Genomic DNA, 24,345 nt, shown 5'->3' with positions numbered 1-24,345 from the left:
TGGACGGGCCCGTGGGAGACGTTCGCGGATGCCCGGCGGGAAGAGGGCGGGCACGTCGTGTCGTGCGGCGAGAGGGGCTGTTGTGGCTGTTGGTGGCCTTGGTGAAGGCACTGGGGCGGTCGGGGTTGGAGAGGTGGGGGGAGAAAGCGGATGGTGTTGCGGCGGTCAGGGGCGGAGTTCCTTGGTGACGTGTCGGCCGGTGGCGGCGAGGAGTTCGGCCAGGGGGCGGCGGCGGGCGGTGGGGTCGGCGGCTCGGATGCGCTGGGCACGGACGGCAAGTAGGTAGGCGGCGACGTCGTCGGGGTCCGCGTCAGGAACCTCCGGGGGCTGCCCGGGGCCGTGGATGTGGCGGGACCGGCCGGCGCGCAGCTCGCGCACCTTGGCGGTGATCTCGCCGACGGCCACGAAGGCTTTGCCGCTGTCCACGAGGGCGACGACGGCGGCGCGAGCGTCGGCGAGGCCGTAGGGGGCGAGGACGTCGTGCCAGGCGTCCGGGGTGTACTCGTCGAAGCGCTGGCCGGGGCAGATGGCGCGGACGTAGCGCGTCAGGGCAACCGTTTCTTCAGGGGTCACGCGATCATGGCTTTCTGTGCGTCGGTCTCGGTGGCGCCTTCGGCAGCCATGCGGGCGCGGGCGCGTTCCATGGCGCGGGCGAACTGGTCGTCGCTGGCCGCTTGATGTCGTTCCACGAAGGGGCCGGGCAGGGGTGCGGCGGGTGCGTCCGCGGGGGTGTCGGGGAGGGCGTCCCAGACCTTCAGCAGGTAGCGGATGGTCCGTGGCGGGTTGTGCGGGTTCCACGCGCGGCGTGCGGCGTCCACGAGCCGATCGGTGGGGATGCGGTCGAGGTGCCGGTGGAGTGCCTCGCGGTCGGCGCTGTCGGTCCGCCACCCGACATGGCATCCGGCCGCGGTGAGCTGATCGGCAAGGGCCTGTGCGAAGGCGGGGACGCCGGCCGCTTCCGGACCGGTCCCTGTGCGCTGCGGGGGGTGAAGGGGGGACTGTTCTATCCCGTCAGGGATAGAACTCGGGTCGGGACGGGTCGGGTCTACGTGCGCGCCCGCGAGGCGTCCGACGTGACGCACCGCTTTGACCTGCGGCGCAGCCGAAGAACGCGAGGTCGATTCAGCGTCGTTTCGCGTGCGCTTCGCGCGTGATCCGGTTGCGGATCGCGCGCTGTTCGCATCCGGAGCAGCGGCGGTTTTCGACGCTCGCGCCTGCCGCTGGCGCTCCGCGGCCCGGTCGCGGTCGGCTTGGACACGGGCCCGGGAGGGGTTGGAGTCGAGGAAGTCGTGGACGAGGTAGTCGCCCGGGTCCGGCTGCGGGCAGCGCGCGCACTCGTGCCCGGCGGTGTGCAGCAGCCCGACGGCGAACAGCTTGCGGATCTGCGGCGCGGTCCCGTATTCACGCACGACCGCCCCCGGGACAACGCCGTCCGTCAGGTGCTGCCCGGCATACGAGATCACTCGCACGAGCAGCCCGGCGGCGGCGTTGCCTGCCCGGATGATCTTCGGGTGTGAGTGGAAGCCATCGTCCAGCCGCGCCCACATGTTCTGTTCCCCTCCCCTGGTCCTGACTGATTGCGCGCGGCCCGCCCGCTCGACGGGCGGGCGTGTTTATGCCGCGGGTGCTGTCTCCCCCGGTGCCGCGGTGATGCGGTAGACGGTGATGCGGTGGCCGTGCGTCGCCGGCGACGTGCTCGGCACCGTCCGGCCGGTGGCGGTGATCGCGCCGGAGGCGGCCAGGCCGCGCACCGCGGCGCCGAGGAGTCCGTGGGGCAGGTCGTCCGGAAGCTGACGGCGGAAGTCGTTCGCGGAGAACTCCCCGACCGTCAGGCCGTGGTCGAGGATGAGTTCCTGCACCAGGGTGAGTTGGTCGCGACCGGCCGCCGCGCGGATGCGGGCGAGTAGGCGGTTGGCACGCCGCTGGGCGCGGAACTGGTCGAGGTGCACCGCGCCGGGCGGGGCGGCTTCCCCGGTCGTGGTCGCAGCGTCGTCCCGAACGGTGTGGACGACGGCGGCCTGCGTCGAGCTGGTCATGCTGCTGCCTTCATGTAAGTGCGGTTGGGGATGAGTGACCGGATGGTTCCGTCGGCGCGCAGGGAGCGGGTGGCAATCTTCTGCCCGGCCACGCGGCAGTGGCGGGCATCGCCCATGACGGCCAGGACGGCGGCGGCGAGCTCTGCCTTCCGGGCGGCGGCGCGCTGGGCGTCGAGGACCGCAGACCGGTACGCCTCGGCGAGGTCCGGGGCGATGTCGACTTCGCCCACCGGTTCCGGCACGCGCCCGGAAGGGGGCGGGGCCGGGCGCTCGTCCGACGGTGGCGGCTCGCCCGCGGCCACGCTCCGCAGGAATTCGGCTGCCGACTCCCGCAGTACTTCAGCCTCGGCAGCGTCGTAAGGGACGGTGTATTCGCGGTAGTCCTGTCCTGCTACCAGGACCGCGACGTGTGCGACGTCGAGGCCGAGGGTGTCGAGCTGCCACAGGACCTGGCAGCGGTAGTAGAGGGGAACGCCGTCGGCCCAGTCCTCTTCGCGGCGGCTGGTCTTGATCTCCAGCAGGGCCGCCGGCCCGCCGTCGGCGGGGGTGAGGATGCGGTCCGGGGTGGCGCGCTGCCAGCCCCGGGCCCGGTTGGCCCACGTGCCCGTGGTGTGGACGGCGAGGTCCGGGTGGGCTTCCGCGAAGACGTCGGCGATCACTGGTTCCAGGCGGGTGCCCCACTTCATGGCGGCCGTTGATGCGACCGTCTTTGCCGGGGTGGTCCCGGCCTTCCGGTGCCACAGGGACGCGCGGGTCCGCCAGGGGGAGAGTCCTATCACGGCCGCAACGTCGGTGGCGGTGATGACGAGACCCGAGCGGGCGCGGTCCCACTCGGCCGTGCCCGGGGCGAAGGTCCCCAGGAGCCGGGCGGCGGGTATCTGCGGTGTGGTCATCGGGTGTCACCCCCGCGGCGCCGACCACGTCGACGGCCGGGCATGTCCTCGGTACGGGTGAGCCACGCCGCGGTCGCCCCGCCGACGAGCAGGGACCCGACGATGATCCAGGCGCTCATGCCGCCCACCGCTCACCCACGCGGCGGCCGGACCGGTCGCGCTTCGGCCGCGCCGCCTGGTTGAGCGGGTTCAGCTCCGGGTTCGACCGGGAGTCGGCCGCCTCGCACGCGTCCAAGTAGGCATCGAGTTCGACGAGCCGGTAGACCACGTGACCTTCCATGCGGAAGGACTTAGGCCCGCGGCGGCGGTGGCGCCAGGTGCGCAGCGTCGGGACAGCCACGCCGAGGTAGGCGGCGGCCTGCGCGGTGCGCAGGACAGCGGGCCGGATGACGTCTGCATGGGCCGCGGATGAGGCGATGACGGCGCCAGTGATCACAAAACCCCCCTGGGTTCAGCAGGGGCCTGGTTGCCCCCCGCGCCATCAATCTAGACAACGAAGGACAACGAAACAAGGGATAAAAGACATTCGATTGACATCGATGGCGTCATGGCGTTCCATGGCGTTGCGGCGCGTTTCGACGCGTTGCAGATCAAGAGAAGGGGGACGTACTTTGACCACGACCGGGAAAACCGCCAGCCAACGACGGGGCAAGGATCGTGAACGACGTGTCACAAGAGCGCTGGCCGGTACTCGGCGCCGCCCTGCGCCAGGAACGGGAGCGCCAGGGCCTGAGTCAGCAGGACCTCGCCCACCGCGCCAACGTGTCCGTGGGCAGCGTGAAGAACGCCGAGAAGGGCGTGGCCCCGAAAGGCCGGCGGCCGTACACCCTGACAGTCATCGCGAACGCGCTGGGATGGGCGCCCAGTTGCATCGACGACGTTCTATCCGGCATGCCTGCCCCGACCTCGGCCCCCGAGGTACCCGTGGTGGAGGCGGAAGTGAAGCCCGCCATGAGCGGGATCGATGAGGTCGCCCGAGCCATGTACGGCGCACTCAAGTTCCAAATGGCATGCCAGCAGCACGGAGCCCCGCCGGAGGCGATCGCAGATTTTGAGGCAGCTACCCAAAGGCTCCTCGCCTCCACCATGCGCGCGCAGTCGGAACGCCCGCGACTGACCCAAGAGCATTTTGAAGCCGTCGCCCATTCCCCGAAGGGCGACGGGGGCCCCGAGAGCGACCGCCACGTGGTGGATGAGGCCATCCGCCGGTTTGACAGCGAAAACCTGTAAACCTGTAGCAGGTTCGTCCCAAACACAACCCCATTCCAAGCAAATAACACTGTAAATGCCACTTGCACGCATCTGTGCAGCCGATTCATGATCGGACGGCCGCTTCACAGCTTGAAATGGGGGGACGGGATGATGACCCATGCCTACAACCGGAAGGCCGCCACGGCACGGCTTTCCCCGAGTGACCCCGTGTGCGCCCGCGTGCCCGAATCTGCCGGGGAGCCCTACTCCCCCTTGGATCGGGCGGAGCAGCTTGGCCTGCACGTCCGGTACGCGGAGCTGTCTGATTCATGGGCGTGGTGGGTCCCGTCCCGTCGTCTGATCATCCTTGCCAACCGGCTTACGGCCGTCCAGGAACGTTGCGCGCTCGCCCACGAGGTTGAGCATGCGCAGCGTGGTGACGTCGACTGCCGCGTGGTTGAACACCCCGCCGCCCGGACGTGGGGACGCCGTCAGGAGAGCCGCGCCGATGAGGCTGCGGCCCGCCGGCTGATCTCCACCGCGGCCCTTGAGGCCGCGATGCGCTGGGCGCATTCCTACGAAGAAGCGGCGCAGGAACTGCAAGTCACGGAGCACATGCTTCGGGTGCGGCTCCGCCTTCACAGAAGAGACCTTGAATGCCCGGATACATTGAGGATCGCTGGCTGACCAAGAAGAAAGACCCGGTCACCGGCAAGCGTCGGCGGACCAGCCGCTACGGCAAAGGCAAACGCTACCGGGTCGCCGGCATACCCGGTGTCGCGGACTGTTCGTTCGCGCTGGAGAGCGACGCTAAGACGTGGCTCTCCAGCTCTCAGACGGACGTAAGCCGCGGCACCTTCGCCGACCCGCGCGACGGCCTGATCACCCTCTCCGAATACATCACCACCGTGTGGTTGGAGGGGAAGGGCGGCACGGAGAAGAGCGAGCGGAACATCCGCCACCAGCTCAACCACATACACAACTTCCTCGGGCACCTGCCGCTGATTAACATCGATGCCGCGGCCGTGCGCAAGTTCATCGTCCAGTTGGAGAAGAAGGCCAAGCTCGCCAACACCTATGCGCACAGCATCTGTTCTACCCTCCGCAACATTCTCGACGTTGCGGTGGACGACAAGCGGCTCGCGAAGAACCCCACCCGGTCCAAGTCAGTCGTCTTCCCGTCGAAGAAGATCAAGGAGCAGCGGGAAGCGTGGGCGGCAGCGGTCGTCCGGCGTGTCCTGGCAGCCATCTCCCCCCGCCACCGCCTGTCAGTCGTGCTCGGCACCGGGTGCGGCCTGCGGCAGGGTGAGGTGTTCGGGCTCGCGGAAGGTGACTTCGACTTCGAACGGCATGTGATCCATGTGCGCCGACAGGTGCAGATGATCAACAACCGGATCTTCTACAAGCTCCCCAAGGGGAACAAGACCCGCGTTGTACCCATGGCTCCCTCGGTCGAAGCGGAGGTGCTTGACCACATGGCGAAGTTTCCGCCCGTCGTGGTGGAGCTTCCGTGGGGCGAGTCGACGGCGGAGGAGACGCAGGCCCACGCGTTGGTGATGACCACGGTCCACGGTGCGGCGAACAACTTCAACACCTGGAACATCCGGACCTGGAAACCCGCCCTCGTCAAAGCCGGCGTGATCCCCGCTCCGCTCCCGGGAGCGCGGCGCGGGACGTTCAAGATGCCGCGCAAGTACGGCTTCCACGTCACCCGCCACACGTACGCCTCCACCGTGCTCCAGGGCGGCGAGGACATCGTCACGCTGTCTCACTGGCTCGGCCACGAGACGCCCACGATCACGTTCGAGCACTACGCGCACTTCATGCCGCAGTCCGGTAAGAAGGGGGCTGACGCCGTCGACCGCATGATGGGCTACGTCCCGCCCGTGCCGCCCACTGCTCCCCCGGCGCTGAAACTCCCCAGATTCTCCCCAGAGCACATCTGGAAGCCCTACCCGCACCACAAACCCGCAGGTCAGACGGTACGGGTAGGGTCCACGGCTCGAGTCTCCCCCCTCTTGGCTTGAGCCGTCACGGCCGGCCGGAGAACACACGGCGGGCCGCGCGACCAAGGCTAGTTGACTCTGCGTCAGTGTCCAATCACGCGGGAGACACAGCCCTATCGACTTATTTATAGTTCCCGTACCAAGGGGTGTCCGGCCCAGGGGAGACAGCATGGATCTGACCCTGTTACGCACTTTCGTCACCGTGCACCGGGCCGGGTCCTTCACACGGGCCGCCGCGCTCCTCGGGCTCTCCCAGCCGGCCGTCACGAGTCAGATACGCGCGCTGGAGAAGCAGCTGGGGCGCCCCCTCTTCCTCCGGCAGGCGCGCGGCGTCACCCCCACCGGCATCGGTGAGGAGCTCGCGCACAAGGTCGCGCCGCACATCGACGCGCTCCTGGAGATCGCCGAGGCCGGCGGGCTGGACGACCCGTCCGCCACCACCACGCTGCACCTCGCCGGCCCGCCCGAATTCCTCGCCCTGCGCGCCCTGCCCGCGCTCACCCCGCTCATCACCGAGGGCCTGGCGGTCCGCGCCGCGCACGGGACCGCCGAGGAACTCTTCGAGGGGCTCGCGGCGGGCCACCACGAGCTCGCGATCACCACTTCGCGCCCCCGTGGGCGCCTGCTCACCGCCACCCCGCTCTGCGACGAGGAACACGTGCTGGTCGCCGCACCGCGCTGGGCGGCCCGCCTCGGCGGCGCGGCCGTCCTCCGCGACAAGGGCGCCCCGGCACTGGAACACCTGCCCGTCGTCGAGGTCCACGAGAGCCTGCCGCTCGTCACCCGCTACTGGACGGCCGTCTTCGACACCAAGCCCGTCACCGACGGCAGCGTCATCGCCCCCGACCTGCGCGCCGTCCTCACCTGCGTGGCCGCCGGAGCCGGGCTCGGCGTGCTGCCGCGCTATCTGTGCTCCGACGCGCTCGACACCGGGGAGATCGTGGCCCTGCTCGACCCGCCGGTCCCGCCGCTGCGCACCTATTTCCTGGTCGTCCGCACCGGCAGCCTGGCCCACCCGCACCTCGCCCGCGCACACGAGTGGCTGCTGCGCGCTGCCGTTTCCTGGTGAGAAAGTCCCGCACGGAAGGGTTTCACCAGGGCGGTCACGCGGCAGATGTCCCCTATGACCGAACGTCCCGTGGTCAAGCGCACCGCCCGTGCCATCCTGCTCGACAGCACCGCACCGGGATCCGCCGGCGACTCCGATCTCGAAATGATCCTCATCAAGCGGACCAAGCCCGGCGAGGCGCCGTACTGGATCACTCCCGGCGGCGGCATGGAGCCCGAGGACTCCAGCGTCGTGGCCGCCCTCCACCGTGAGGTCGACGAGGAACTCGGCGCCAAGGTCGTCGACATCGTCCCGGCCTTCGTCGACACCGTCGCGCACTCCGCCCACGGCGTCAAAGTGCAGCACTTCTTCGTCTGCCGCCTCGCCTCCATGGACTACTCCCTGCGCCACGGCCCCGAGGTGGACGAGCCCCGCGGGACGTACGAGGTGGTGCGCATCCCCTTCAGCCGCACGGGGATCGCCTCCGTCGAGCTGGTGCCGCCGTCCCTGCGCGCCTACCTCGACGCGAACATCGAGGGAGTACGGGCGCTCCTGGCGGAAGACCTCGGCTGACGCGTCAGCCCGGCAGCATGCCCGGATCGTCGAGCGCGTCGTGTCTGATGCGGTCCGAGGGCACGCCGATGCGCCTGAGGGTGTCCACACCACTGCGGATCATCCCCGGGGGGCCGGAGAGATACGCGTCGTAGGCGTTCCACGGGCCGTACTGCCGGACGATGTACGGCAGTTGCCCGACCAGCCGGTGGGTGGGGCCCTCGGCGACGACGGGGCGGACGGACAGCCAGGGGTGCGAGCGCTGCAACCGCAGCATGGTGTCGATGTCGTAGAGGTCGTCGTCGTGGCGGGCGCCGTAGAAGACCTCGACGGGACGGCGCCTGCCGTGCTCGGCGACGTCCTCGACCAGCGCCTTGATGGGCGCGATGCCGGTGCCGCCGCCCAGGCACAACAGGCCGTTGTCAGTGGTGTGGTCCACAATCATGGAACCGGTGGGAGGACCGAGCCGCAGGACGTCGCCCGGGCGGGCGCGATGGACGAGCGCACCGGACACCCACCCGGCGGGAACGGCCTTGACGTGGAAGGAGAGCAGCCCGTCCTGGCGGGGCGCGGCGGAGAAGGAGTAGTGCCGCCATACGCGCGGCCACCAGGGGGTCTCCAGGCTGGTGTACTGCCCGGCGACGAAGGGATAGGGCTGATCGGGCCGTACGGTCACGACGGCGACGTCCGGCGTGCGCAGCTCATGGCCGATGATCTCGGCCTGCCACCAGGCGGGGGAGCACGCCTCGTCCTCGGCGGCCGCGTCGATCATGATCTGTGAGACCGCGGTGTAGACCCGCACCCAGGCGGCCTCGGCCGCCTCGTCCCAGGAGTCCCCGGCGTAGCGGGCGAGCGCGGCGATCAGGCACTCGCCGACGGCGGGGTAATGCGTGGGCAGCGCCCCGTACTTGCGGTGGCCGCGCCCGAGTCCGGAGAGGTAGGCGGTGAGCGTGGGTCCGTCGTCGGCGTGGCGTGCGGCGGTCAGCAGCGCCTTGAACAGCCGGTCGCGCTGGAGGTCCATCGCGGCGGGGAAGAGGGCCCGCAGATCGGGGTGGCGCACGAACAGCAACGCGTAGAAGTACGAGGTCGCCTTGTCGGCGACGGGCTCGATCCCGGCCAGCGTCCGTCTTATCGCCAGGGTGTCGGGAGAGGGCGATCGTCCGGCCGCGGGCGGCGGCGCGGGGCGGGTGGGGCGATCCGGCGGGCCGTCGGCCGGGCGCTGGTGCTCGGCCTGGGCTCCCGGCGCGAACCACGGTGGTCCGGGGACCAGTTGGTGCGGAAGCGGCTCGTCCGCTCGGTGCGGGAGGCCCGGCGGCTGTTCGGGCGGCGCGGCCGGGTGTTCCTGCTGCCGCGCCTCCTGCCGCTGATCCGACCGCTGTTCCGGCCGCTGCTCCGGCCGCACGGAATGGCCGTCCGGTGGGTTCGCGTAGTGGCGGCGTACGGGGTCCGCCGGTGGGCGGTCCACGGGGCGGTCGGGGACCACCGCCCGCACGGGCACCCACTTCGCGGCGCGCGCGGCGCGGGGCGCCGGCGTGCCGTCCGGCGGATCGTCGGCCGGGCCCGCCGGCCGTTCGGCCGGAGGGCTGCCGCCCGCCCGCTGCCCCGCGGTGGCGGGGCGGGTGAACCAGCCCCGGTCACCCCGGCCGGCGTCGCTGCCGCCGTCACCCGTCGTGGTGGTCGCAGCGTCCCTCATCGTCTCGCCTCGAACATGTCTCGGTCGGTCCTCCCCCTTCCGGGCGGGCCGGAAGGTGCCGTCCGCGCAGCATGTCACTTTCCTGTGGCACCCCGGGGAAATAGTGAGAACTCCGGGTAATCACACGGATGTTGAGGCTAGGCTGACCCGCTTCCGCACCCGGGGCGGAGCCGTCCGGCCGACCGGCAGGTGGGCGCCGGCGGGCAGGTCAGCGCACCAGCTCGTAGGCCGCCCTGAGGTCCGTGCCCGCGTACGCGTGCGCCGCCACGTCCCGCACATGGTGATCGGCGTTGACCGCCACCGACACCCGTACGGCAGCGAAGAGTTCCGTGTCCGACATCGAGTCGCCGTACGCCACGCAGTCCGCCCGGCCCAGCCCGTACCGCGCGCAGAGTTCGTCCGTGATCCGCACCTTGGCGGCCGCGTCGAGGATCGCCGTCGGGTCGACGGGGTCGCGGAAGGGGACGGCCGGCCAGCCGGAGCCGTGGGCGGCGTCCGCGCCCCAGGTCAGCAGGCGCTCCACGAAGAAGTTCGGGGACAGCGAGATCACCGCGCAGCGCTCGCCGCGGGCGCGGATGTCCGCCCATACCTCCTGGATGCCCTCCATCCAGGGCGCGCCCTCGAAGGCGGCGGCGACGTGCTCCTCGGTGAGCCCGCTCCACAGCTCGCACGCCAGGTCGGCGAAGCGGGGCGGGGTCAGCTCCCGGGCGATGAACGCCCGCTCCAGCTCGGCGATCTCGTGCTCCAGGCCGAGTTGCCGGGATATCTCGACGGCCGCCGCGGACCCGCGTATCAGGGTCCCGTCCATATCGAAAACGTGCAGTCTGGTCACAGTCCCCGAGGGTAGGCGCACCGCCGCGGAACTCAGCGCCTGATCATCTGGGTCGCCTGCTCGTCGGGGTCGCCGACGGGCTCGGGCGGCGGCTTGCGCGCCGAGTCGCTGATCTTCAGGAGCACCGCGATCAGCACCCAGTTCGCCACCTGGGAGGAGCCGCCCGCGGCGAGGAACGGCAGGGCCTTGCCGGTCAGCGGCAGCAGTCCGGTGACGCCTCCCGCGACCACGAAGACCTGGAGGGCCAGCGCGCCCGCGAGGCCGGTCGCCAGGAGCTTGCCGAAGGAGTCCCGGGCGTCCAGCGCCGTCCGCAGACCGCGCTCGATCAGCAGCGCGTACAGCAGGAACACGGCCATCATGCCCGCGAGCCCGAGCTCCTCGCCGACCGTGGTGAGGATGAAGTCGCTGCGCCCGGCGAAGCCGATGAGATCGGAATGGCCGCGTCCGAGACCGGTGCCGAGGACGCCGCCGCTGCCGAAGCTGAACAGCGCCTCCGCCGCCTGCGGGGAGGTCAGACCGGCCGGCGGGTGCGGAAGGTAGTAGTCCATGGGGTGCAGCCAGGCGACGATGCGGCCGTGCACATGCGGCTCCATGGAGCCCACGACGAACGCCCCGACGGCGAACATGCCCAGGCCGGACACCACCCAGCTCGGCCGCTCGGTCGCGGCGTAGAGCATGATGACGAACAGCCCGAAGAAGATCAGCGACGTGCCGAGGTCCCGCTCGAAGATCAGCACGAGCAGGCTCAGCACCCACACCGCGGCGATCGGCCCGAACTGCCGCCCGCGCGGCAGATAGAAGCCCAGCACCCGCCTGCTGGCCAGTGCCAGCGCGTCCTTGTGCATGGTGAGGTAGCCCGCGAAGAACACCGCGATGGCGATCCTGACGAACTCGCCGGGCTGGAAGGACAGCGCCCCGAGCCGGATCCACCGCTTCGCGCCGTAGGAGTCGCCGGGGAAGAAGGCCGGTGCCATCAGCAGCACCAGGGCCGCGAAGACGGTGACGTACGCGTACCGCTGAAGGTGGCGGTGATCCTTCAGGAAGACCAGCACGGCCAGCAGGACGGCCAGCCCGATGGCGCTCCACATCACCTGGTTCGAGGCAGCCGGCGGGGAGTGGTAGCGGATGGCGTACGAGATGTCGAGCCGGTGGATCAGCACCAGGCCCAGGCCGCTCAGCGCGAAGGCGAGCGGCAGGATCAGCGGGTCGGCGTGCGGGGCGAAGCGCCGCACCGCGAAGTGCGCCAGCGCGGCGGCGGCCACCAGACCGAGGGCATAGCCGAACAGCTCGCCCGGCAGCTCACCGGCCGTGGCCAGCCCCACCGAGGCATAGCCGAAAAGCGTCAGCAGCACCGCTCCGCCGAGCAGCAGCAACTCCGCGTTCCGGCTGCGCGCCGTGCGGGCTGTGGCCCTTCCACCAGCGCTCATCCTGTCTCCCTCGGCTCTGACGTCCCCGCCTTCGCGACGGGGAATGCGCACTTCTCCTTCACTCAAGGAGGGCCGCGACGAGGGAAAAGGTTGCGTGATCGCGCAACCTTTGTGGAGGGCTATCTCACGTGGGGGCGCGCGGCGGGGTGGGCCGACCGCGTCCTCGGCACCCCGCGCACCGCATCCCACGTGGGCGCGCCAAGCGGTGCCGGGGCCCCGGACAGGGGCCCCGGCGGGCGGTCAGCCGCCCAGCACCGCCGCGGCCGCGCCGGTCGCGATGCCGTGGTCCTGGTCCGGCGCGCCGCCGCCCACGCCGATCGCGCCGATCAGCCGGCCGTCGCGCCGCAGGGGAACCCCGCCCGCGATGAAGAGCAGCGGCCGGTCCAGAGCGGTCGGCAGCGTGTGGAAGAGGCCGCCCGGCCGCACCGCCTCGACCAGGTCGGCGGTGGGCGCGTCCAGCTGCGCCGCGGTGAACGCCTTGCGCGTGCTCGTCTCCCCCGCGATCAGCACGGCCCGGTCGTCGCGGCGGAAGGCCAGCAGGTGGCCGCCCGCGTCGAGGACGGTCACCGCGATCCGTACGCCCTGCTCGTCGGCGGCCCGGCGGGCGGCGGTGACGAGGGCGTCCGCTTCGTCCGTGGTGAGCGGGCGGACGGTGGTGGCAGTGGTGTCGGTCATGAGGTGGTGCTCCTAGCGGGATGCGTACGGTGCCTCGGTGGTCCGAGGGGTCTGGGTGACGGCCGCGGCGGACCGTGCCGCGATCCGGCCGCCGCCCCCGCCCGCCCGCCGCTCCAGGGCGGCGGACAGCACGGCGAGGGCGAGCGCGGAGGCGGCCATCGCGGCGCCGACCCAGGTGGGGGCCGCGTAGTCGAAGCCGGCCGCGATGACGAGCCCGCCGAGCCAGGCGGCGATGGCGTTGCCGAGGTTGAAGGCGCCGATGTTCACGGCGGAGGCCAGGGTCGGCGCGTCGGAGGTCTGGTCGAGGACGCGCTTCTGCAACGGAGGCACGGACGCGAAGCCGAAGGCCCCGATCAGGGGGACGGCGACGGCGGCCGCGATCTTGCTGTGGGCGGCGAACGGCATCAGCGCGAGGACGATCGCGAGCGCGCTCAGCGAGACGTACAGCAGGGGCATGAGCGCCCGGTCCGCGTACCGCCCGCCGACGAGGTTGCCGATGACCATGCCGACGCCGAAGAGCACGAGCAGCCAAGTCACGGAGGACGGCGCGAAGCCCGTGACGTCGGTCATCATCGGCGCGAGGTAGGTGTTCATCGTGAAGACGCCGCCGAAGCCGAGCACGGTCATCCCCATGGCGAGCAGGACCTGCGGGTTGCGGAAGGCGGCGAGTTCGCCGCTGACGGGCGCCCGTTCGGCACGCGGCTCCTCGGGCAGCCGGGGCACGAGCGCGGCGATACCGAGGACCGCGAGCACGCCGAGCCCGGCGATGAGGAAGAAGGTGAGGCGCCAGCCCGCGTTCTGGCCGACCACGGTCCCCAGCGGCACACCGACCACATTGGCCACGGTCAGGCCCGTGAACATCATCGCGATCGCGCCCGCCTTCTTCTGCGGCGCGACGAGCCCGGCGGCGACGATCGCGCCGATGCCGAAGAACGCGCCGTGCGCGAGCGAGGCGACGATCCGCCCGGCCAGCATCAGGGCGAAGACGGGGGAGGCGGCGGAGAGCACGTTGCCCGCGACGAACAGCCCCATCAGGGCCATCAGCATCCGCTTGCGGGGCACGCGGCTGCCGATGATCGCGAGGATCGGGGCGCCGACGACCACGCCGAGCGCGTAGCCGGTGGTCAGGTAACCGGCGGTGGGGATGGAGACGCCGAACTCCTCCGCGATCTCGGGGAGGAGCCCGGAGGTCACGAATTCGGTGGTGCCGATACCGAAGGCGCCGATGGCGAGCGCCAGCAGTGCAAGGGGCATGACAGGGGTCCTTCAGCAAGGAGATGGGGGGTGCCGCGTGATTGCAGACGAACCTTACGAGCGTTGACAATAATTGCAGACGCGGGTTAATTGCAAGCGCGGGCTATTGCGGTGGAGGGCTATCCTGTCCGGTACGGGCAGCAAACGGGCAGCTCCCGGGCAACAGGGGAAGCACAAGGGGCCGCGCGCCCCGCGCGTGGTCCCGGCCGCCCGGCGCGTACGCCTCGTACGCACGCCCGCTCGCCCGCTCGCCAGAAGACTCCGCACCCGAAGGAGGACCCGCCCATGTCCTGCCCCCCGGATCCCGCCCTGCTCGGACTGGCACAGGGCTGGTGTGCGCTCTCCGCGCTCCACGGCCGGATCGAGGCCCACATCGAGCGCGCCCTGCAGACCGGGCACGATCTGAGCGTGCGCGAGTTCAGCGTCCTCGACGTGCTCAGCCGTCAGCACAGCGGCGAGGGCGGCCACCTGCGCATGAACCAGGTCGCCGACTCCGTCGTCCTCAGCCAGAGCGCGACGACCCGCCTGGTCAACCGCCTGGAGGACCGCGGCCTGCTGACGCGCTACCTCTGCCTCACCGACCGCCGGGGCATCTACACGGACGTGACGGAGGCAGGGCTGGCACTCCTCGCGGAGGCCCGGCCCACGAACGACACGGCGCTGCGGGAGGCGCTGGACGAGGCGTCGAAGCGGCCGGAACTGGCGCCGCTGGTGGCGGCGGTGGAGTCGCTGGCGTAGCCGGATCTTCCTGAGGGCAGCCGGGGACGAGCGCCGCCCCCGGCTGCCCTCAGGCGTTTCGGGGCGTCCGGGGCTGCCCTGGTGTTTTCGCTCCCGCCGCGTACGGACCGGCGTGTGCCCTACCGCCGACGCGACCGGTGCGCCCGCTGTCGGCACGCCCCGCCGCAGTACCGCGCCCGCCGGCCCGTACGCGCCATCGCCACCGGCCGCCCGCACTCCGCGCAGGCCGTTTCGTCACGCGCAACCGGCACAGCGGGCAGTTTCGTCACATGACGGCTCGGCCGGAGGCTGTCGCACATCAGCGCCGTCATCCGCCCAGGCGCTCCCGTCGCGCCCCGCCGCCGTTCCATGGACAGGCAGCCGAAGAGCAGCGTGAGGACGTCCTCGACCTCGACGTCCTTTCGTACCGTGCCCGCCTCTTGAGCACGCGTCAGCAGCACCTCCAGGGCCTCCCGGAAGCCCTTCTCGGCCCCCGGGGTCGGCTCGAAGAGACCCTCGGCGCTCGCGTCCAGCGCGTCCAGGAGCGCTCTGTTCCGCGCCGAGAGCCGCACCACCGCCGCCAGGTAGCGGAAGAACACCGTCCCGGGCTCCGCCGCGTCCGCCAACTCCCGCGCGGTGTCCGTGAAAAGTCTTATCCGGTCCGCGACCGTTGCCCTGAACAGCGCTTCCTTGGAAGGAAAATGGCGATGGACCGTGCCCGTGCCGACGCCCGCGCGGCGCGCGATCTCGCCCAGCGGCACCCCCAATCCCCGTTCCTCGAAGGCCGATCGGGCCGCGTCCAGGATGAGCGCCCTGTTGCGCCGGGCATCCGCGCGGAGGGCCGCCGAAGCTGCTGTCGACGCCGTCGCGTCCCTGCGGCGCACCATGCGGGGGACCTCCGGAGGGCGATCGAGCGAAACGGGCTGGGCGTTCCGATTCTATCCGGGCAGATGAGCGAGGTGCGGCAGGCGAACATAACAGGGCACAAGACGCAAAAAAGCCGCTGTCGGCGCATAACGCACCGACAGCGGCTCACGCTGCCTTGAGAGGGGAGCTACGGGGGCGTCAGCTCCCGGTCACGGCGTCCCAGGCCACGGCCGCGGCGTCCCGGGCCTCGTCCGTCCTGTCCGCCTCGATGCCCAGCGACTCCAGTGCGGCGCCGAGCGCCGAGAGGGAGTCCAGGACGACGGCGCGGTCCGCGGCGAGCCCGTAGTGGTTCACGCGGATCATCTCCTTGGCCAGCGCCCCGCCGGCCGCCTGCACGGGCACGGTGCGGGTGCGGTCGGCGGCCAGGGCGGCCACGACGATCTCCCGGGCGTCGACGCCGTCGGGGGCGCGCAGGGTGGTCGCCGCGGGCGCGGCGTCCGCGTCCCGCGTGACGTACGGGGAGAGGGCGCCCAGCGCCCGCGCGCCCGCGCGGGTGGCCGCGGCGGCCGCCCGGTGGCGGAGGATCACGGTGTCCAGACCGGCCCCGTCGATCCGGTCCACCGCCTGCTCAAGGGCGAGCATCTCCAGCTGGGCAGGGGCGTGCGGCAGCACCTTGCGCCCCCCGTCGATCCAGCGCTCCTTCCAGTCCAGGAGCGACAGGTACGAGCCGCGCGGGGCCTGCTCGTTGGCCGCGATCCGCTCCCACGCGCGGGCGCTCACCGACACGGCCGACACGCCCGCCGGACCGGCCATCGCCTTCTGCCCGCCGATGACGCACAGGTCGACGCCCCACTCGTCCGTGAGGAGCGGCTCGGCGGCCACGGACGCCACCGCGTCCAGCATCAGCAGGGCGCCGTGCTCCCGTACGACGGCCCCGATCTCCGCGACCGGGTTGGTGTTGCCGGTCGCCGCCTCGGCGTGCACCAGGCTCACGAAGTCGATCTCCGGGTGCGCGCGCAGCGCCTCGGCCACCTGCTCCGCGCCGGCCGCGCCGCTGAACGGCGCCGCCACCGTGACCACTTCGGCGCCGCAGGAGCGCAGCCAGCCGCCGAACGTCTCCCCGTACGGTCCCGTGATGATGTTCAGCGCGGTGCTGCCGGGGCGCACGGCGGAGCGGATGCACGCCTCCAGGGGCAGCAGCGCCTCGCCCTGCATCGCGACGACGCTCTCGCGCGTGCGCATCAGCGCGGCGACCTTGTCCTCGATGCGCGCGAAGTGCGCCGCGTCGAGCGGCGCGAGGTCGAGCAGGACCGGTGCGGTGTTCGCAGTCACGGTGGCCTTCCAGGGTGGTATCGCGCCGCGTACGGGCGCCCGCCAGTCTCTCCCCGACCCTACGTCCGCGGCGCGCCTGCCCGAGCGCGCCGCCGGAAGTCCGGTACGCCCCTCCGCGGGAGTGCGTCGCGGCTGGTCACGCGGCTCCCCGCGCCCCTGCGGCCGCTGCCGAACCGCACCGGACTTCGCCGGGCCCGTTCAGCGCCAGCCCGCCTTCTCGACCCCGCCGGGCACCGCGTCGCCCTGCTCGTACGGTTCGCGGGTGAGCACGAAGGTGCCGACGTCGAGATGGCTCACCGTGCCCTCCGCGGTCCGCACGACGGTGAGCGTCTCCCCCGCGTAGTACGCGTCGAGGCCGCTCCAGATGCCGTCGCCCTCCGCGCGGAAGCGCGAGCCGCGGCCGGTGCCGGAGAGCGGGGTCAGCTCCAGGCCCCGTTCCGCGCGCAGGCGCAGGGCGAACGGCGCGGCGCCCCAGTACCAGGGCCCGGTCAGCTCCAGCAGCTCGCTGTCCACCTCGCCGAGCGGGCGCCAGGTCTCGGGGATCCGCGGCTCGTGGCGGGCGACCGTCTCCACCAGCTCCGCGGCCGCCACGTCCGCCCCCGGGCAGGAGGTCCGGTTCGTCAGGACGACCCCGGCCAGCGCCTCTTCCGGGCTCGCCCACAGGATCGCCACGAAGCCAGGCATCGATCCTGTGTGGCCGATCAGCGTGCGGCCGTTCCGGCGGTTCAGCTGCAGGCCGAGGCCGTAGCCGGACTGCCAGCCCGGATCCTGCGGGCCCGACTCCGGCACCCGCATCCTCGCGACCGCCTCCCGGCCGAGCACGCGCTCGTCGCCGTCCAGCAGGAACGCGGCGAACCGGCACAGGTCCGCCGCCGTGGACCAGACCTGCCCGGCGGGTGCCATCCGCCCGGTGTCCACCGCCGGTTCCGGAAGGAGCGCGTCCGCCCACGGGTGCACGGCCCAGCCCTCCGCGTGCGGCGCCGCGGGCAGCAGCGTCGTACGGTCCATGCCGAGCGGCACCAGCACCTCCCGGCGCAGCACCTCTCCCCAGGGCTCCTCCCGCAGCTGCTCCACGAGGGCACCGAGCAGCGCGTAGCCGGGGTTGGAGTAGTGGTACGTCCGGCCGGCCGGGTGCCGCTGGGGGCGCTCGCCGAAGATGTCCGCGAGCTCGGGGCGCAGTGCGCCGTCCGTGCGCTCCCACCACGGGCCGCGCGCCTCGGAGGCCAGCCCGGAGGTGTGGGCCAGCAGTTGGGCCACGGTGGCCTCACCGGCCTCCGGGGTGTCGAGATAGGTGGCGAGCGGGGCGTCCAGATCGACGCGCCCCTCCTCGTGGAGCCGCATGACCAGGACCGCGACCAGGCACTTGGTGATCGATCCGATGCGGTACTGCGTATCGGCCCCCGGCACCCGCCCGGCGACCTCCCCCCGGCCGGCTGACCACACCATCCGGCCCTCCCGCATCACCGCACCCACCAAGGAGGGCGTGCGGCCCTCGGACTGCGCGGTGGCGAGACGGTGCAGGAGAGCCCGCCGGGTACCAGGCAGCAACTCGGTGAACTGGGGACCATTCATGGATACTTCGTACGATGCGGTCATGTCCGCACCCTAGCCAACCGCGCCGTGCCCCGGCCCTGGCGTTGACGTCCACGTCAAGGTCTACGGTCGTGCTCATGCGCATCGGGGAACTGGCCCGGCGGGCGGGCACCACCACTCGCACCCTCCGGCACTACGAGTCGCTGGGCCTCCTGCCGGCCCGGCGCGCCGGCAACGGCTACCGCACGTACGACGAGGACGACCTGCGCCTCCTCCAGCAGATCCGCGTCCTCCAGGACTTCGGGTTCGGGCTGGAGGAGACCCGGCCGTTCGTGGACTGTCTGCGCGCGGGCCATCCGGCGGGCGACTCCTGCCCGGCCTCGCTGGAGGTCTACCGCCGCAAGCTGGCGGAGCTCGACGACTGCATCGGCCACCTCCGGCGGGTACGGGAGGAGGTCGCCGCCCAACTCGCCCGGGCCGAAAGGGAGACCGCCGCCCTCAAGGCCGCCGCGGAGATCCCCGGCGGCCCGCCCCCGCTCTGCGCCCTCAACCCGCCCGGCCCCGAAGAGGAGCTCAGCACGCCATGACGACCACCACGGGTCACGCGTCCACGACGTCGATCCCCTCCGTCACCGACGACACTTTCGCCACCGAGGTCCTCGCCTCGGAGCTGCCCGTACTCGTCGACTTCACCGCGGCCTGGTGCGCTCCCTGCCGCATGATCACGCCCGTACTGGCCGAGCTGGCCCGGCAGGAGGCGAGCCGGATCAAGGTCGTTCAGCTCGACGTGGACGCCAACCCGCGGACGCGGGCGGCGTACGGCGTCCTCTCCATGCCGACCCTCCTCCTCTTCCGCGCCGGAACCCCGGTGCGCTCCCTGATCGGCGCCCGCCCTCTGCGCCGCCTCCGCCAGGACCTCGCCGCCGAACTCCCGTGGATCGCACCGGAGTGAGTCCGCCACCTCTGGTGCGGCGGTTCATCCGAATAAATTCAGCTGCGGGCCACCCCGTTCACATTCGTATACTCGTGCGAGTTTCACGGCAGGGAGATTCATGCCGGACGAGATTCACGAGGACGGGAGGTGGAGACAGTGAAGCTTGCTGAGGCATTGGCGGAACGCGCTGAAGCGACGCGACGCGTGGAACAGCTGCGAGCACGCGTGGTCGGCAGCGCGCGTTATCAGGAGGGCGAGACGCCCGCTGAGGACGCGGCCCAGCTGCTGGCCGAGACCGACGAGGTGCTGAACACCCTCGAAACGCTGATCCGCCGGATCAACCGGACCAACTCCGCGGCGGAGATGGGCCAGGACGGCACCCTCACCGACGCCCTCGCACGCCGGGACGTGCTGCGGCTGCGCCACTCGGTGGTCACCGCCGCGGCGGACGCGGCGGCGGGCACGGGCGAGCGGGGTTACGGCCGCCAGCTGCGCTCCGAGCTGATGATGCTCTCCGCGCTTCCGGTCGCCGAGCTGCGCGCTCGGGCGGACGTGCTCGCGCGGGAGATCCGTGAGCTCGATGTGCGGATCCAGCGCGCGAACTGGGAGATCGACCTGCTGGACTGATGGGTCCGGCAGGCTCAGAGGATGTGGAGCAGGTAACCGCTCCGGAGGCGTGCACACACCGAGGGCCGGCGGTTTCCGGCCCACTCCTGGCGCGTGAAGAGCAACGCATGGGGTTCGACTCCCCAAGAACAGTGCAGCTCAGCACCGCGTACAGGTAACAGTGCACACCGCACGGCTCATCACCGCGTGCAGATCCGGGACGGCGAGGGCGGGTTCGGGGTTTTCCACACCTGACGGGCGGCAGGGGGCGCTTGCTCCTTGTAGGTTCTCCGCTTCCATGTCATGCGGCAACGCTGTGACGTGCGGTTTCTCAGGCTGTCTCATCGGCTCGGCCAGAGCGGTCCGTCTCACGGCCATGTCTTTTCCTCAGCGCCCGCGCATGCTGCGCGACTGTGGCGGGGCCCTGGAGGCCATGCCTCCAGGGCCCCAGGGTTCAGCGCTGGTCGTGGTCCGGGCTCATGAGCCTGAACCGGGCTGTGTTCTCCTCGGTGGCCCACCGGTGGAAGCCGGCCTTCTCCAGAACACGGACGGAGGACGGGTTCGACAGTTCCACGTTGGCGGACACGGTGTGGACGTCCGGCGCGGTGAGGGCGAACTCTGCCAGGGCCCGGGTGGCCTCGGGGGCATAGCCCCGGCCGCGGCGGGAAGCCACGATGCCGTATCCGATCTCAAGGATTCCCTCGCTGGGCGGCCAGAACAGGCCGATCGAGCCGACCACCAGGCCGCTGTCACGCTCGATGATCAGACGGTGGCCATGTTCGCCGAGCCAGGCGGGGTTCTGGTCGAAGAGGCCCGCGATGACGCGGTCGCCTTCGGCGGGGAAATCGTCCGCCCAGTGGGCCGACCTGGTGTCGTCGAGGACCGCGGTGGCCTCGGCCATGGTCCAGGGCCGAAGAACAAGGCGGTCGGTGGTCAGCTGAACGCGGGCTGCTGAAGTGGAGGAAGACACGTGTCACTCCTGGTCATTGGAACGACCCGGACCGCGCTCTGCGATCGCCGCTAACGCGCGGGCCGGACAAGGGCATGCTGAAGACGGCCGACGGCGGCCATATGCATCAACCTCCCTGTCCCGTGATCACGCGCCTCTCGCGCTGGCGTGACGCTAGCAACCCCTACCCAGCCTGGGCAAAGCGTTTCCGGCCGGGGACGGATTTCCGGATGGCAGCGGCCACGCGTTTGCCGAAGAGAGCCACGTTGCCGGGGGACTGCCCATGGACAGTTCAACTCACTATCGGGCCACCCAAACGAGCGAGAGCTCCGACCGGGGAGTCTCAGATTCGTGGCCGTTCGGCCATCGCTTGGCCATCGTTCGTGAGAGTTGGCCACGAAATTTGAGACCCTGCACTCCTGGTCCTACGTCTGGGCCATGTCGACGAAGCGCGAGTAGTGGCCCTGGAAGGCCACCGTGATCGTGGCCGTCGGGCCGTTTCGGTGCTTGCCGACGATGATGTCCGCCTCGCCCGCGCGGGGCGACTCCTTCTCGTAGGCATCCTCGCGGTGGAGCAGGATGACCATGTCGGCGTCCTGCTCGATGGAGCCGGACTCACGGAGGTCGGAGACCATCGGCTTCTTGTCCGTGCGCTGCTCGGGGCCACGGTTCAGCTGGGACAGCGCGATGACCGGCAGTTCGAGCTCCTTGGCCAGCAGCTTGAGGTTTCGGGACATGTCCGAGACCTCCTGCTGGCGGCTCTCGGCGCGCTTGGCGCCGCCGGACTGCATCAGCTGGAGATAGTCGATGATCACGAGCTTGATGTCCGCGCGCTGCTTCAGGCGGCGGCACTTGGCGCGGATCTCCATCATCGACAGGTTCGGCGAGTCGTCGATGTAGAGCGGCGCGGCCGAGACGTCGGGCATCCGGCGGGCGAGGCGCGTCCAGTCCTCGTCGGTCATGGAACCGGAACGCATGTGGTGCAACGCCACCCGCGCCTCGGCGGACAGCAGGCGCATCGCGATCTCGTTGCGCCCCATTTCGAGCGAGAAGATCACGCTCGGCATGTTGTGCTTGATCGAGCAGGCGCGGGCGAAGTCCAGCGCGAGGGTCGACTTACCCATGGCGGGACGGGCGGCAATGACGATCATCTGGCCGGGGTGCAGGCCGTTGGTCAGCGCGTCGAGATCAGTGAAGCCCGTGGGCACCCCGGACATCTGGCCGCTGCGCGAGCCGATGGCCTCGATCTCGTCGAGCGCACCCTCCATGATGTCGCCGAGCGGGAGGTAGTCCTCGCTGGTGCGCTGCTCGGTGACGGCGTAGATCTCGGCCTGGGCGTTGTTGACGATGTCGTCGACGTCGCCGTCGGCCGCGTATCCCATCTGCGTGATGCGCGTGCCCGCCTCGACCAGCCGGCGCAGCACCGCGCGCTCGTGGACGATCTCCGCGTAGTACTCCGCGTTCGCCGCGGTGGGGACCGACTGCACCAGCGTGTGGAGATACGCGGCGCCGCCGACGCGGGTGATCTCGCCGCGCTTGGTGAGCTCCGCGGCCACGGTGATGGGGTCGGCCGGCTCGCCCTTGGCGTAGAGGTCGAGAACGGCCTGGAAGATCGTCTCGTGCGCCGGGCGGTAGAAGTCGATGCCCTTGAGCACCTCGACCACGTCGGCGATGGCGTCCTTGGAGAGCAGCATGCCGCCGAGGACGGACTGCTCCGCGTCGAGGTCCTGCGGGGGGACGCGCTCGAAGCCCTGCGCCCCCTGGGAGGAAGGGCCGCGGTCCCAGGGGCCGCCGTCGTCACCCCCGCGGTCGTGCCGCTCGCCGCGGGCCTGGCCGTCGCCTCGGCGGGGGCGGGAGACGGGGAGCCGGTCGCCGGGGCCGGCGTCCGCCCAGGGGTCGTCCATGGGCTCGGGGATGCTCACCCCGCCACCTCCTCCCGTCCGCGGTGCGGACCTCGCCGTGCTGTTCTTTCTTACGGCACGGCTCTGACAAAATAGCCCGCCCGACTCCGGTTGGCGTGCGTCGAGTTCGTGGCGATCTCGTAAGGTCTTCGAGGCCGGAACAGGCGGCGGGCGCCGGTCCACGGTAGGCCCGCGGGCACCGTCAGCCAATCTGGTTATCCACAGGGCATGTGGATGATGGGCCCCATCCTGTGGAGAACCCCGTGGATCCTGTGTACGGCACGGGGGAAAGCGCTGTGGACAAACACACAATCACGCCCTGTTCACCCATCTGACCTGCGGTTTCACCATCCACCGGCTGTTGAGGAGAAAAACTTTCCCGCTCGGCGCAAGATCGCGACAAACGACGCAGAGAAGATCGCCGCAACCCATCGAATGTAAGGGTCACTCGACGCTTGCACTGATTACCTGTGGAAGATTAGGTTGAGCGCATGACCAAGGCCACCGTGCGGGAGCCGCACAGCGCCCGCAGACACGACCGCGAGATCCTCTCGCTGGCCGTCCCCGCCTTCGGCGCACTCGTCGCGGAACCCCTCTTCCTCATGGCCGACAGCGCCATCGTGGGCCACCTCGGCACCTCCCAGCTCGCGGGGCTCGGGGTCGCCGCGGCCCTGCTCACCACCGCCGTCAGCGTCTTCGTCTTCCTCGCCTACGCCACCACCGCCGCCGTCGCCCGCCGCGTCGGCGCCGGTGACCTCCAGGCCGCGATCCGCCAGGGCATGGACGGCATCTGGCTCGCCCTCCTCATCGGCATCGCCGTCATAGCCGTCACCCTCCCCGCCGCGCGGCCGGTCGTCGAGCTCTTCGGCGCCTCGCCGACCGCCGCCCCGTACGCGGCCACGTATCTGCGGATCAGCGCGCTCGGGATACCCGCGATGCTCATCGTGCTCGCCGCCACGGGCGTGCTGCGCGGCCTCCAGGACACCCGCACGCCGCTGTACGTCGCCATCGGCGGCTTCGCCGCCAACGCCGCCCTCAACCTGGGCCTCGTCTACGGCGCGGGGCTCGGCATCGCGGGCTCCGCCTGGGGCACGGTCATCGCCCAGTGCGGCATGGCCGCCGCCTATCTCGCCGTCGTCGTCCGGGGCGCGCGACGGCACGGCGCCTCGCTCCGCCCCGACGCCGCGGGCATCCGCGCCTGCGCCCAGGCCGGAGTGCCCCTCCTGGTGCGCACGCTCTCGCTGCGCGCCGTCCTCATGATCGCCACGGCGGTCGCGGCCCGGCTCGGTGACACGGAGATAGCCGCCCACCAGATCGTGCTGACCCTGTGGAGCCTGCTCGCCTTCGCCCTGGACGCCATCGCCATCGCCGGCCAGGCGATCATCGGACGCTATCTCGGCGCCGGGGACGCCGCCGGGGCGCGTGCGGCCTGCCGCCGCATGGTGCAGTGGGGGATCGTGTCCGGGGTGGTGCTGGGGGTGCTGGTGGTGGCCGCGCGGCCGCTCTTCATCCCGCTGTTCACCTCCGACGCCGCCGTACGGGACGCTCTGCTGCCCACGCTCCTGATCGTGGCCCTGAGCCAGCCCGTCTCGGGCGTCGTCTTCATCCTCGACGGCGTGCTGATGGGCGCCGGGGACGGGCCGTATCTCGCCTGGGCGATGCTGGTCGTCCTCGCCGTCTTCGCACCTGTCGCGCTGCTCGTGCCCACCCTCGGGGGCGGCCTTACGAGCCTGTGGTGGGCGATGACGCTGATGATGACCGTGCGCATGCTCAGCCTGTGGCTCCGTGCCCGCTCCGGCCGCTGGATCGTCACCGGAGCCGTACGGGCCTGACGGCGCCTCGCGCACCCGGCCCGGAACGGCGGAAGGGCCGCACCCCGAGGGGTGCGGCCCTTCTCAC

General features: G+C 71.2%; 26 protein-coding genes. 10 read left to right on the top strand and 16 right to left on the bottom strand.

Going from position 1 to position 24,345, the window contains the following annotated elements; translation table 11 throughout:
- Window positions 1–165 precede the first annotated feature (165 nt).
- From ACH427_RS14160 to ACH427_RS14135, 6 genes are all read right to left on the bottom strand, one after another.
- A complete protein-coding gene (locus ACH427_RS14160) occupies window positions 166–573 on the bottom strand; it encodes a hypothetical protein (RefSeq protein WP_398869718.1) in 408 nt (135 codons plus the stop codon).
- Window positions 570–1,547, bottom strand: a complete 978-nt coding sequence (locus ACH427_RS14155; RefSeq protein WP_398869717.1) for a mucin-2 — start codon at window positions 1,545–1,547, stop codon at window positions 570–572. The genes ACH427_RS14160 and ACH427_RS14155 overlap by 4 nt, the downstream gene beginning before the upstream one ends.
- Before the next feature lie 66 nt (window positions 1,548–1,613).
- Window positions 1,614–2,036, bottom strand: a complete 423-nt coding sequence (locus tag ACH427_RS14150; protein WP_398869716.1) for a hypothetical protein — start codon at window positions 2,034–2,036, stop codon at window positions 1,614–1,616.
- The gene (locus tag ACH427_RS14145) at window positions 2,033–2,929 is read right to left on the bottom strand and encodes a YqaJ viral recombinase family protein (protein WP_398869715.1); all 897 of its coding nucleotides are present in this window, start codon (window positions 2,927–2,929) and stop codon (window positions 2,033–2,035) included. The genes ACH427_RS14150 and ACH427_RS14145 overlap by 4 nt, the downstream gene beginning before the upstream one ends.
- A complete protein-coding gene (locus ACH427_RS14140; protein WP_398869714.1) occupies window positions 2,926–3,048 on the bottom strand; it encodes a hypothetical protein in 123 nt (40 codons plus the stop codon). The genes ACH427_RS14145 and ACH427_RS14140 overlap by 4 nt, the downstream gene beginning before the upstream one ends.
- Window positions 3,045–3,365: a helix-turn-helix transcriptional regulator gene (locus tag ACH427_RS14135; RefSeq protein WP_398869713.1), complete on the bottom strand. Its 321-nt coding sequence runs from the start codon at window positions 3,363–3,365 to the stop codon at window positions 3,045–3,047. Before ACH427_RS14135 ends, ACH427_RS14140 begins: the two co-directional genes overlap by 4 nt.
- Window positions 3,366–3,586: 221 nt before the next feature.
- On the opposite strand from ACH427_RS14135, the gene ACH427_RS14130 reads away from it, so the two are divergent.
- The 5 genes from ACH427_RS14130 (at window position 3,587) to ACH427_RS14110 (ending at window position 7,747) form a co-directional block, all read left to right on the top strand.
- On the top strand, window positions 3,587–4,159 hold the full coding sequence (locus tag ACH427_RS14130; protein ID WP_398869712.1) for a helix-turn-helix domain-containing protein: 573 nt from the start codon (window positions 3,587–3,589) through the stop codon (window positions 4,157–4,159).
- A 129-nt stretch (window positions 4,160–4,288) separates the two neighbouring features.
- Entirely contained in the window at window positions 4,289–4,807 is a 519-nt protein-coding gene (locus tag ACH427_RS14125; protein WP_398869711.1) for an ImmA/IrrE family metallo-endopeptidase, read from the top strand.
- Window positions 4,777–6,147 (top strand): tyrosine-type recombinase/integrase, encoded by a 1,371-nt coding sequence (locus tag ACH427_RS14120; protein WP_398869710.1) that lies wholly within the window; start codon window positions 4,777–4,779, stop codon window positions 6,145–6,147. The genes ACH427_RS14125 and ACH427_RS14120 overlap by 31 nt, the downstream gene beginning before the upstream one ends.
- A gap of 148 nt (window positions 6,148–6,295) precedes the next feature.
- A complete protein-coding gene (locus ACH427_RS14115) occupies window positions 6,296–7,195 on the top strand; it encodes a LysR family transcriptional regulator (protein ID WP_398869709.1) in 900 nt (299 codons plus the stop codon).
- Between the two features lie 54 nt (window positions 7,196–7,249).
- Window positions 7,250–7,747, top strand: coding sequence for an NUDIX domain-containing protein (locus ACH427_RS14110; protein WP_398869708.1), 498 nt, complete (start codon window positions 7,250–7,252; stop codon window positions 7,745–7,747).
- A gap of 4 nt (window positions 7,748–7,751) precedes the next feature.
- Here ACH427_RS14110 and ACH427_RS14105 read toward each other — a convergent pair whose 3' ends face one another.
- From ACH427_RS14105 to ACH427_RS14085, 5 genes are all read right to left on the bottom strand, one after another.
- On the bottom strand, window positions 7,752–9,419 hold the full coding sequence (locus tag ACH427_RS14105; RefSeq protein ID WP_398869707.1) for a globin domain-containing protein: 1,668 nt from the start codon (window positions 9,417–9,419) through the stop codon (window positions 7,752–7,754).
- Window positions 9,420–9,627: 208 nt separating this feature from the next.
- Complete coding sequence (locus ACH427_RS14100) at window positions 9,628–10,251, bottom strand: HAD family hydrolase (protein WP_398869706.1); 624 nt, start codon at window positions 10,249–10,251, stop codon at window positions 9,628–9,630.
- A 32-nt stretch (window positions 10,252–10,283) separates the two neighbouring features.
- On the bottom strand, window positions 10,284–11,678 hold the full coding sequence (locus ACH427_RS14095) for an FtsW/RodA/SpoVE family cell cycle protein (RefSeq protein ID WP_398869705.1): 1,395 nt from the start codon (window positions 11,676–11,678) through the stop codon (window positions 10,284–10,286).
- A gap of 240 nt (window positions 11,679–11,918) precedes the next feature.
- Window positions 11,919–12,353 carry a heme-binding protein gene (locus ACH427_RS14090; protein ID WP_398869704.1) on the bottom strand — a complete coding sequence of 145 codons (435 nt, stop codon included), beginning with the start codon at window positions 12,351–12,353 and terminating at the stop codon, window positions 11,919–11,921.
- Between the two features lie 12 nt (window positions 12,354–12,365).
- Window positions 12,366–13,607: an MFS transporter gene (locus ACH427_RS14085; protein WP_398869703.1), complete on the bottom strand. Its 1,242-nt coding sequence runs from the start codon at window positions 13,605–13,607 to the stop codon at window positions 12,366–12,368.
- A 285-nt stretch (window positions 13,608–13,892) separates the two neighbouring features.
- Between ACH427_RS14085 and ACH427_RS14080 the strand changes: the two genes are divergently transcribed.
- Window positions 13,893–14,345: a MarR family winged helix-turn-helix transcriptional regulator gene (locus ACH427_RS14080; protein ID WP_398869702.1), complete on the top strand. Its 453-nt coding sequence runs from the start codon at window positions 13,893–13,895 to the stop codon at window positions 14,343–14,345.
- A gap of 119 nt (window positions 14,346–14,464) precedes the next feature.
- On the opposite strand, the gene ACH427_RS14075 is transcribed toward ACH427_RS14080, so the two are convergent.
- From ACH427_RS14075 to ACH427_RS14065, 3 genes are all read right to left on the bottom strand, one after another.
- Complete coding sequence (locus ACH427_RS14075; protein ID WP_398869701.1) at window positions 14,465–15,211, bottom strand: TetR/AcrR family transcriptional regulator; 747 nt, start codon at window positions 15,209–15,211, stop codon at window positions 14,465–14,467.
- Between the two features lie 178 nt (window positions 15,212–15,389).
- Window positions 15,390–16,523: a pyridoxal-phosphate-dependent aminotransferase family protein gene (locus tag ACH427_RS14070; RefSeq protein WP_398869700.1), complete on the bottom strand. Its 1,134-nt coding sequence runs from the start codon at window positions 16,521–16,523 to the stop codon at window positions 15,390–15,392.
- 198 nt (window positions 16,524–16,721) lie between these two features.
- Window positions 16,722–18,095, bottom strand: a complete 1,374-nt coding sequence (locus ACH427_RS14065; RefSeq protein ID WP_398869699.1) for a serine hydrolase domain-containing protein — start codon at window positions 18,093–18,095, stop codon at window positions 16,722–16,724.
- Between the two features lie 98 nt (window positions 18,096–18,193).
- Between ACH427_RS14065 and ACH427_RS14060 the strand changes: the two genes are divergently transcribed.
- The 3 genes from ACH427_RS14060 (at window position 18,194) to ACH427_RS14050 (ending at window position 19,617) form a co-directional block, all read left to right on the top strand.
- Complete coding sequence (locus ACH427_RS14060; RefSeq protein ID WP_398869698.1) at window positions 18,194–18,643, top strand: MerR family transcriptional regulator; 450 nt, start codon at window positions 18,194–18,196, stop codon at window positions 18,641–18,643.
- Window positions 18,640–19,008, top strand: a complete 369-nt coding sequence (gene trxA, locus ACH427_RS14055; protein WP_398869697.1) for a thioredoxin — start codon at window positions 18,640–18,642, stop codon at window positions 19,006–19,008. Before ACH427_RS14060 ends, trxA begins: the two co-directional genes overlap by 4 nt.
- Window positions 19,009–19,146: 138 nt before the next feature.
- Window positions 19,147–19,617, top strand: coding sequence for a DIP1984 family protein (locus ACH427_RS14050; protein WP_398869696.1), 471 nt, complete (start codon window positions 19,147–19,149; stop codon window positions 19,615–19,617).
- A gap of 433 nt (window positions 19,618–20,050) precedes the next feature.
- On the opposite strand, the gene ACH427_RS14045 is transcribed toward ACH427_RS14050, so the two are convergent.
- Window positions 20,051–20,566, bottom strand: coding sequence for a GNAT family N-acetyltransferase (locus tag ACH427_RS14045; RefSeq protein WP_398869695.1), 516 nt, complete (start codon window positions 20,564–20,566; stop codon window positions 20,051–20,053).
- A gap of 404 nt (window positions 20,567–20,970) precedes the next feature.
- A complete protein-coding gene (gene dnaB / locus ACH427_RS14040) occupies window positions 20,971–22,467 on the bottom strand; it encodes a replicative DNA helicase (RefSeq protein ID WP_398869694.1) in 1,497 nt (498 codons plus the stop codon).
- Window positions 22,468–22,937: 470 nt separating this feature from the next.
- Between dnaB and ACH427_RS14035 the strand changes: the two genes are divergently transcribed.
- Complete coding sequence (locus tag ACH427_RS14035) at window positions 22,938–24,278, top strand: MATE family efflux transporter (protein ID WP_398869693.1); 1,341 nt, start codon at window positions 22,938–22,940, stop codon at window positions 24,276–24,278.
- Window positions 24,279–24,345: the final 67 nt, after the last annotated feature.

It is taken from the genome of Streptomyces sp. NPDC020379, from assembly GCF_044387105.1.
Classification (GTDB): Bacteria; Actinomycetota; Actinomycetes; order Streptomycetales; family Streptomycetaceae; genus Streptomyces.
This window is presented reverse-complemented; position numbering and strand designations above follow the sequence as displayed.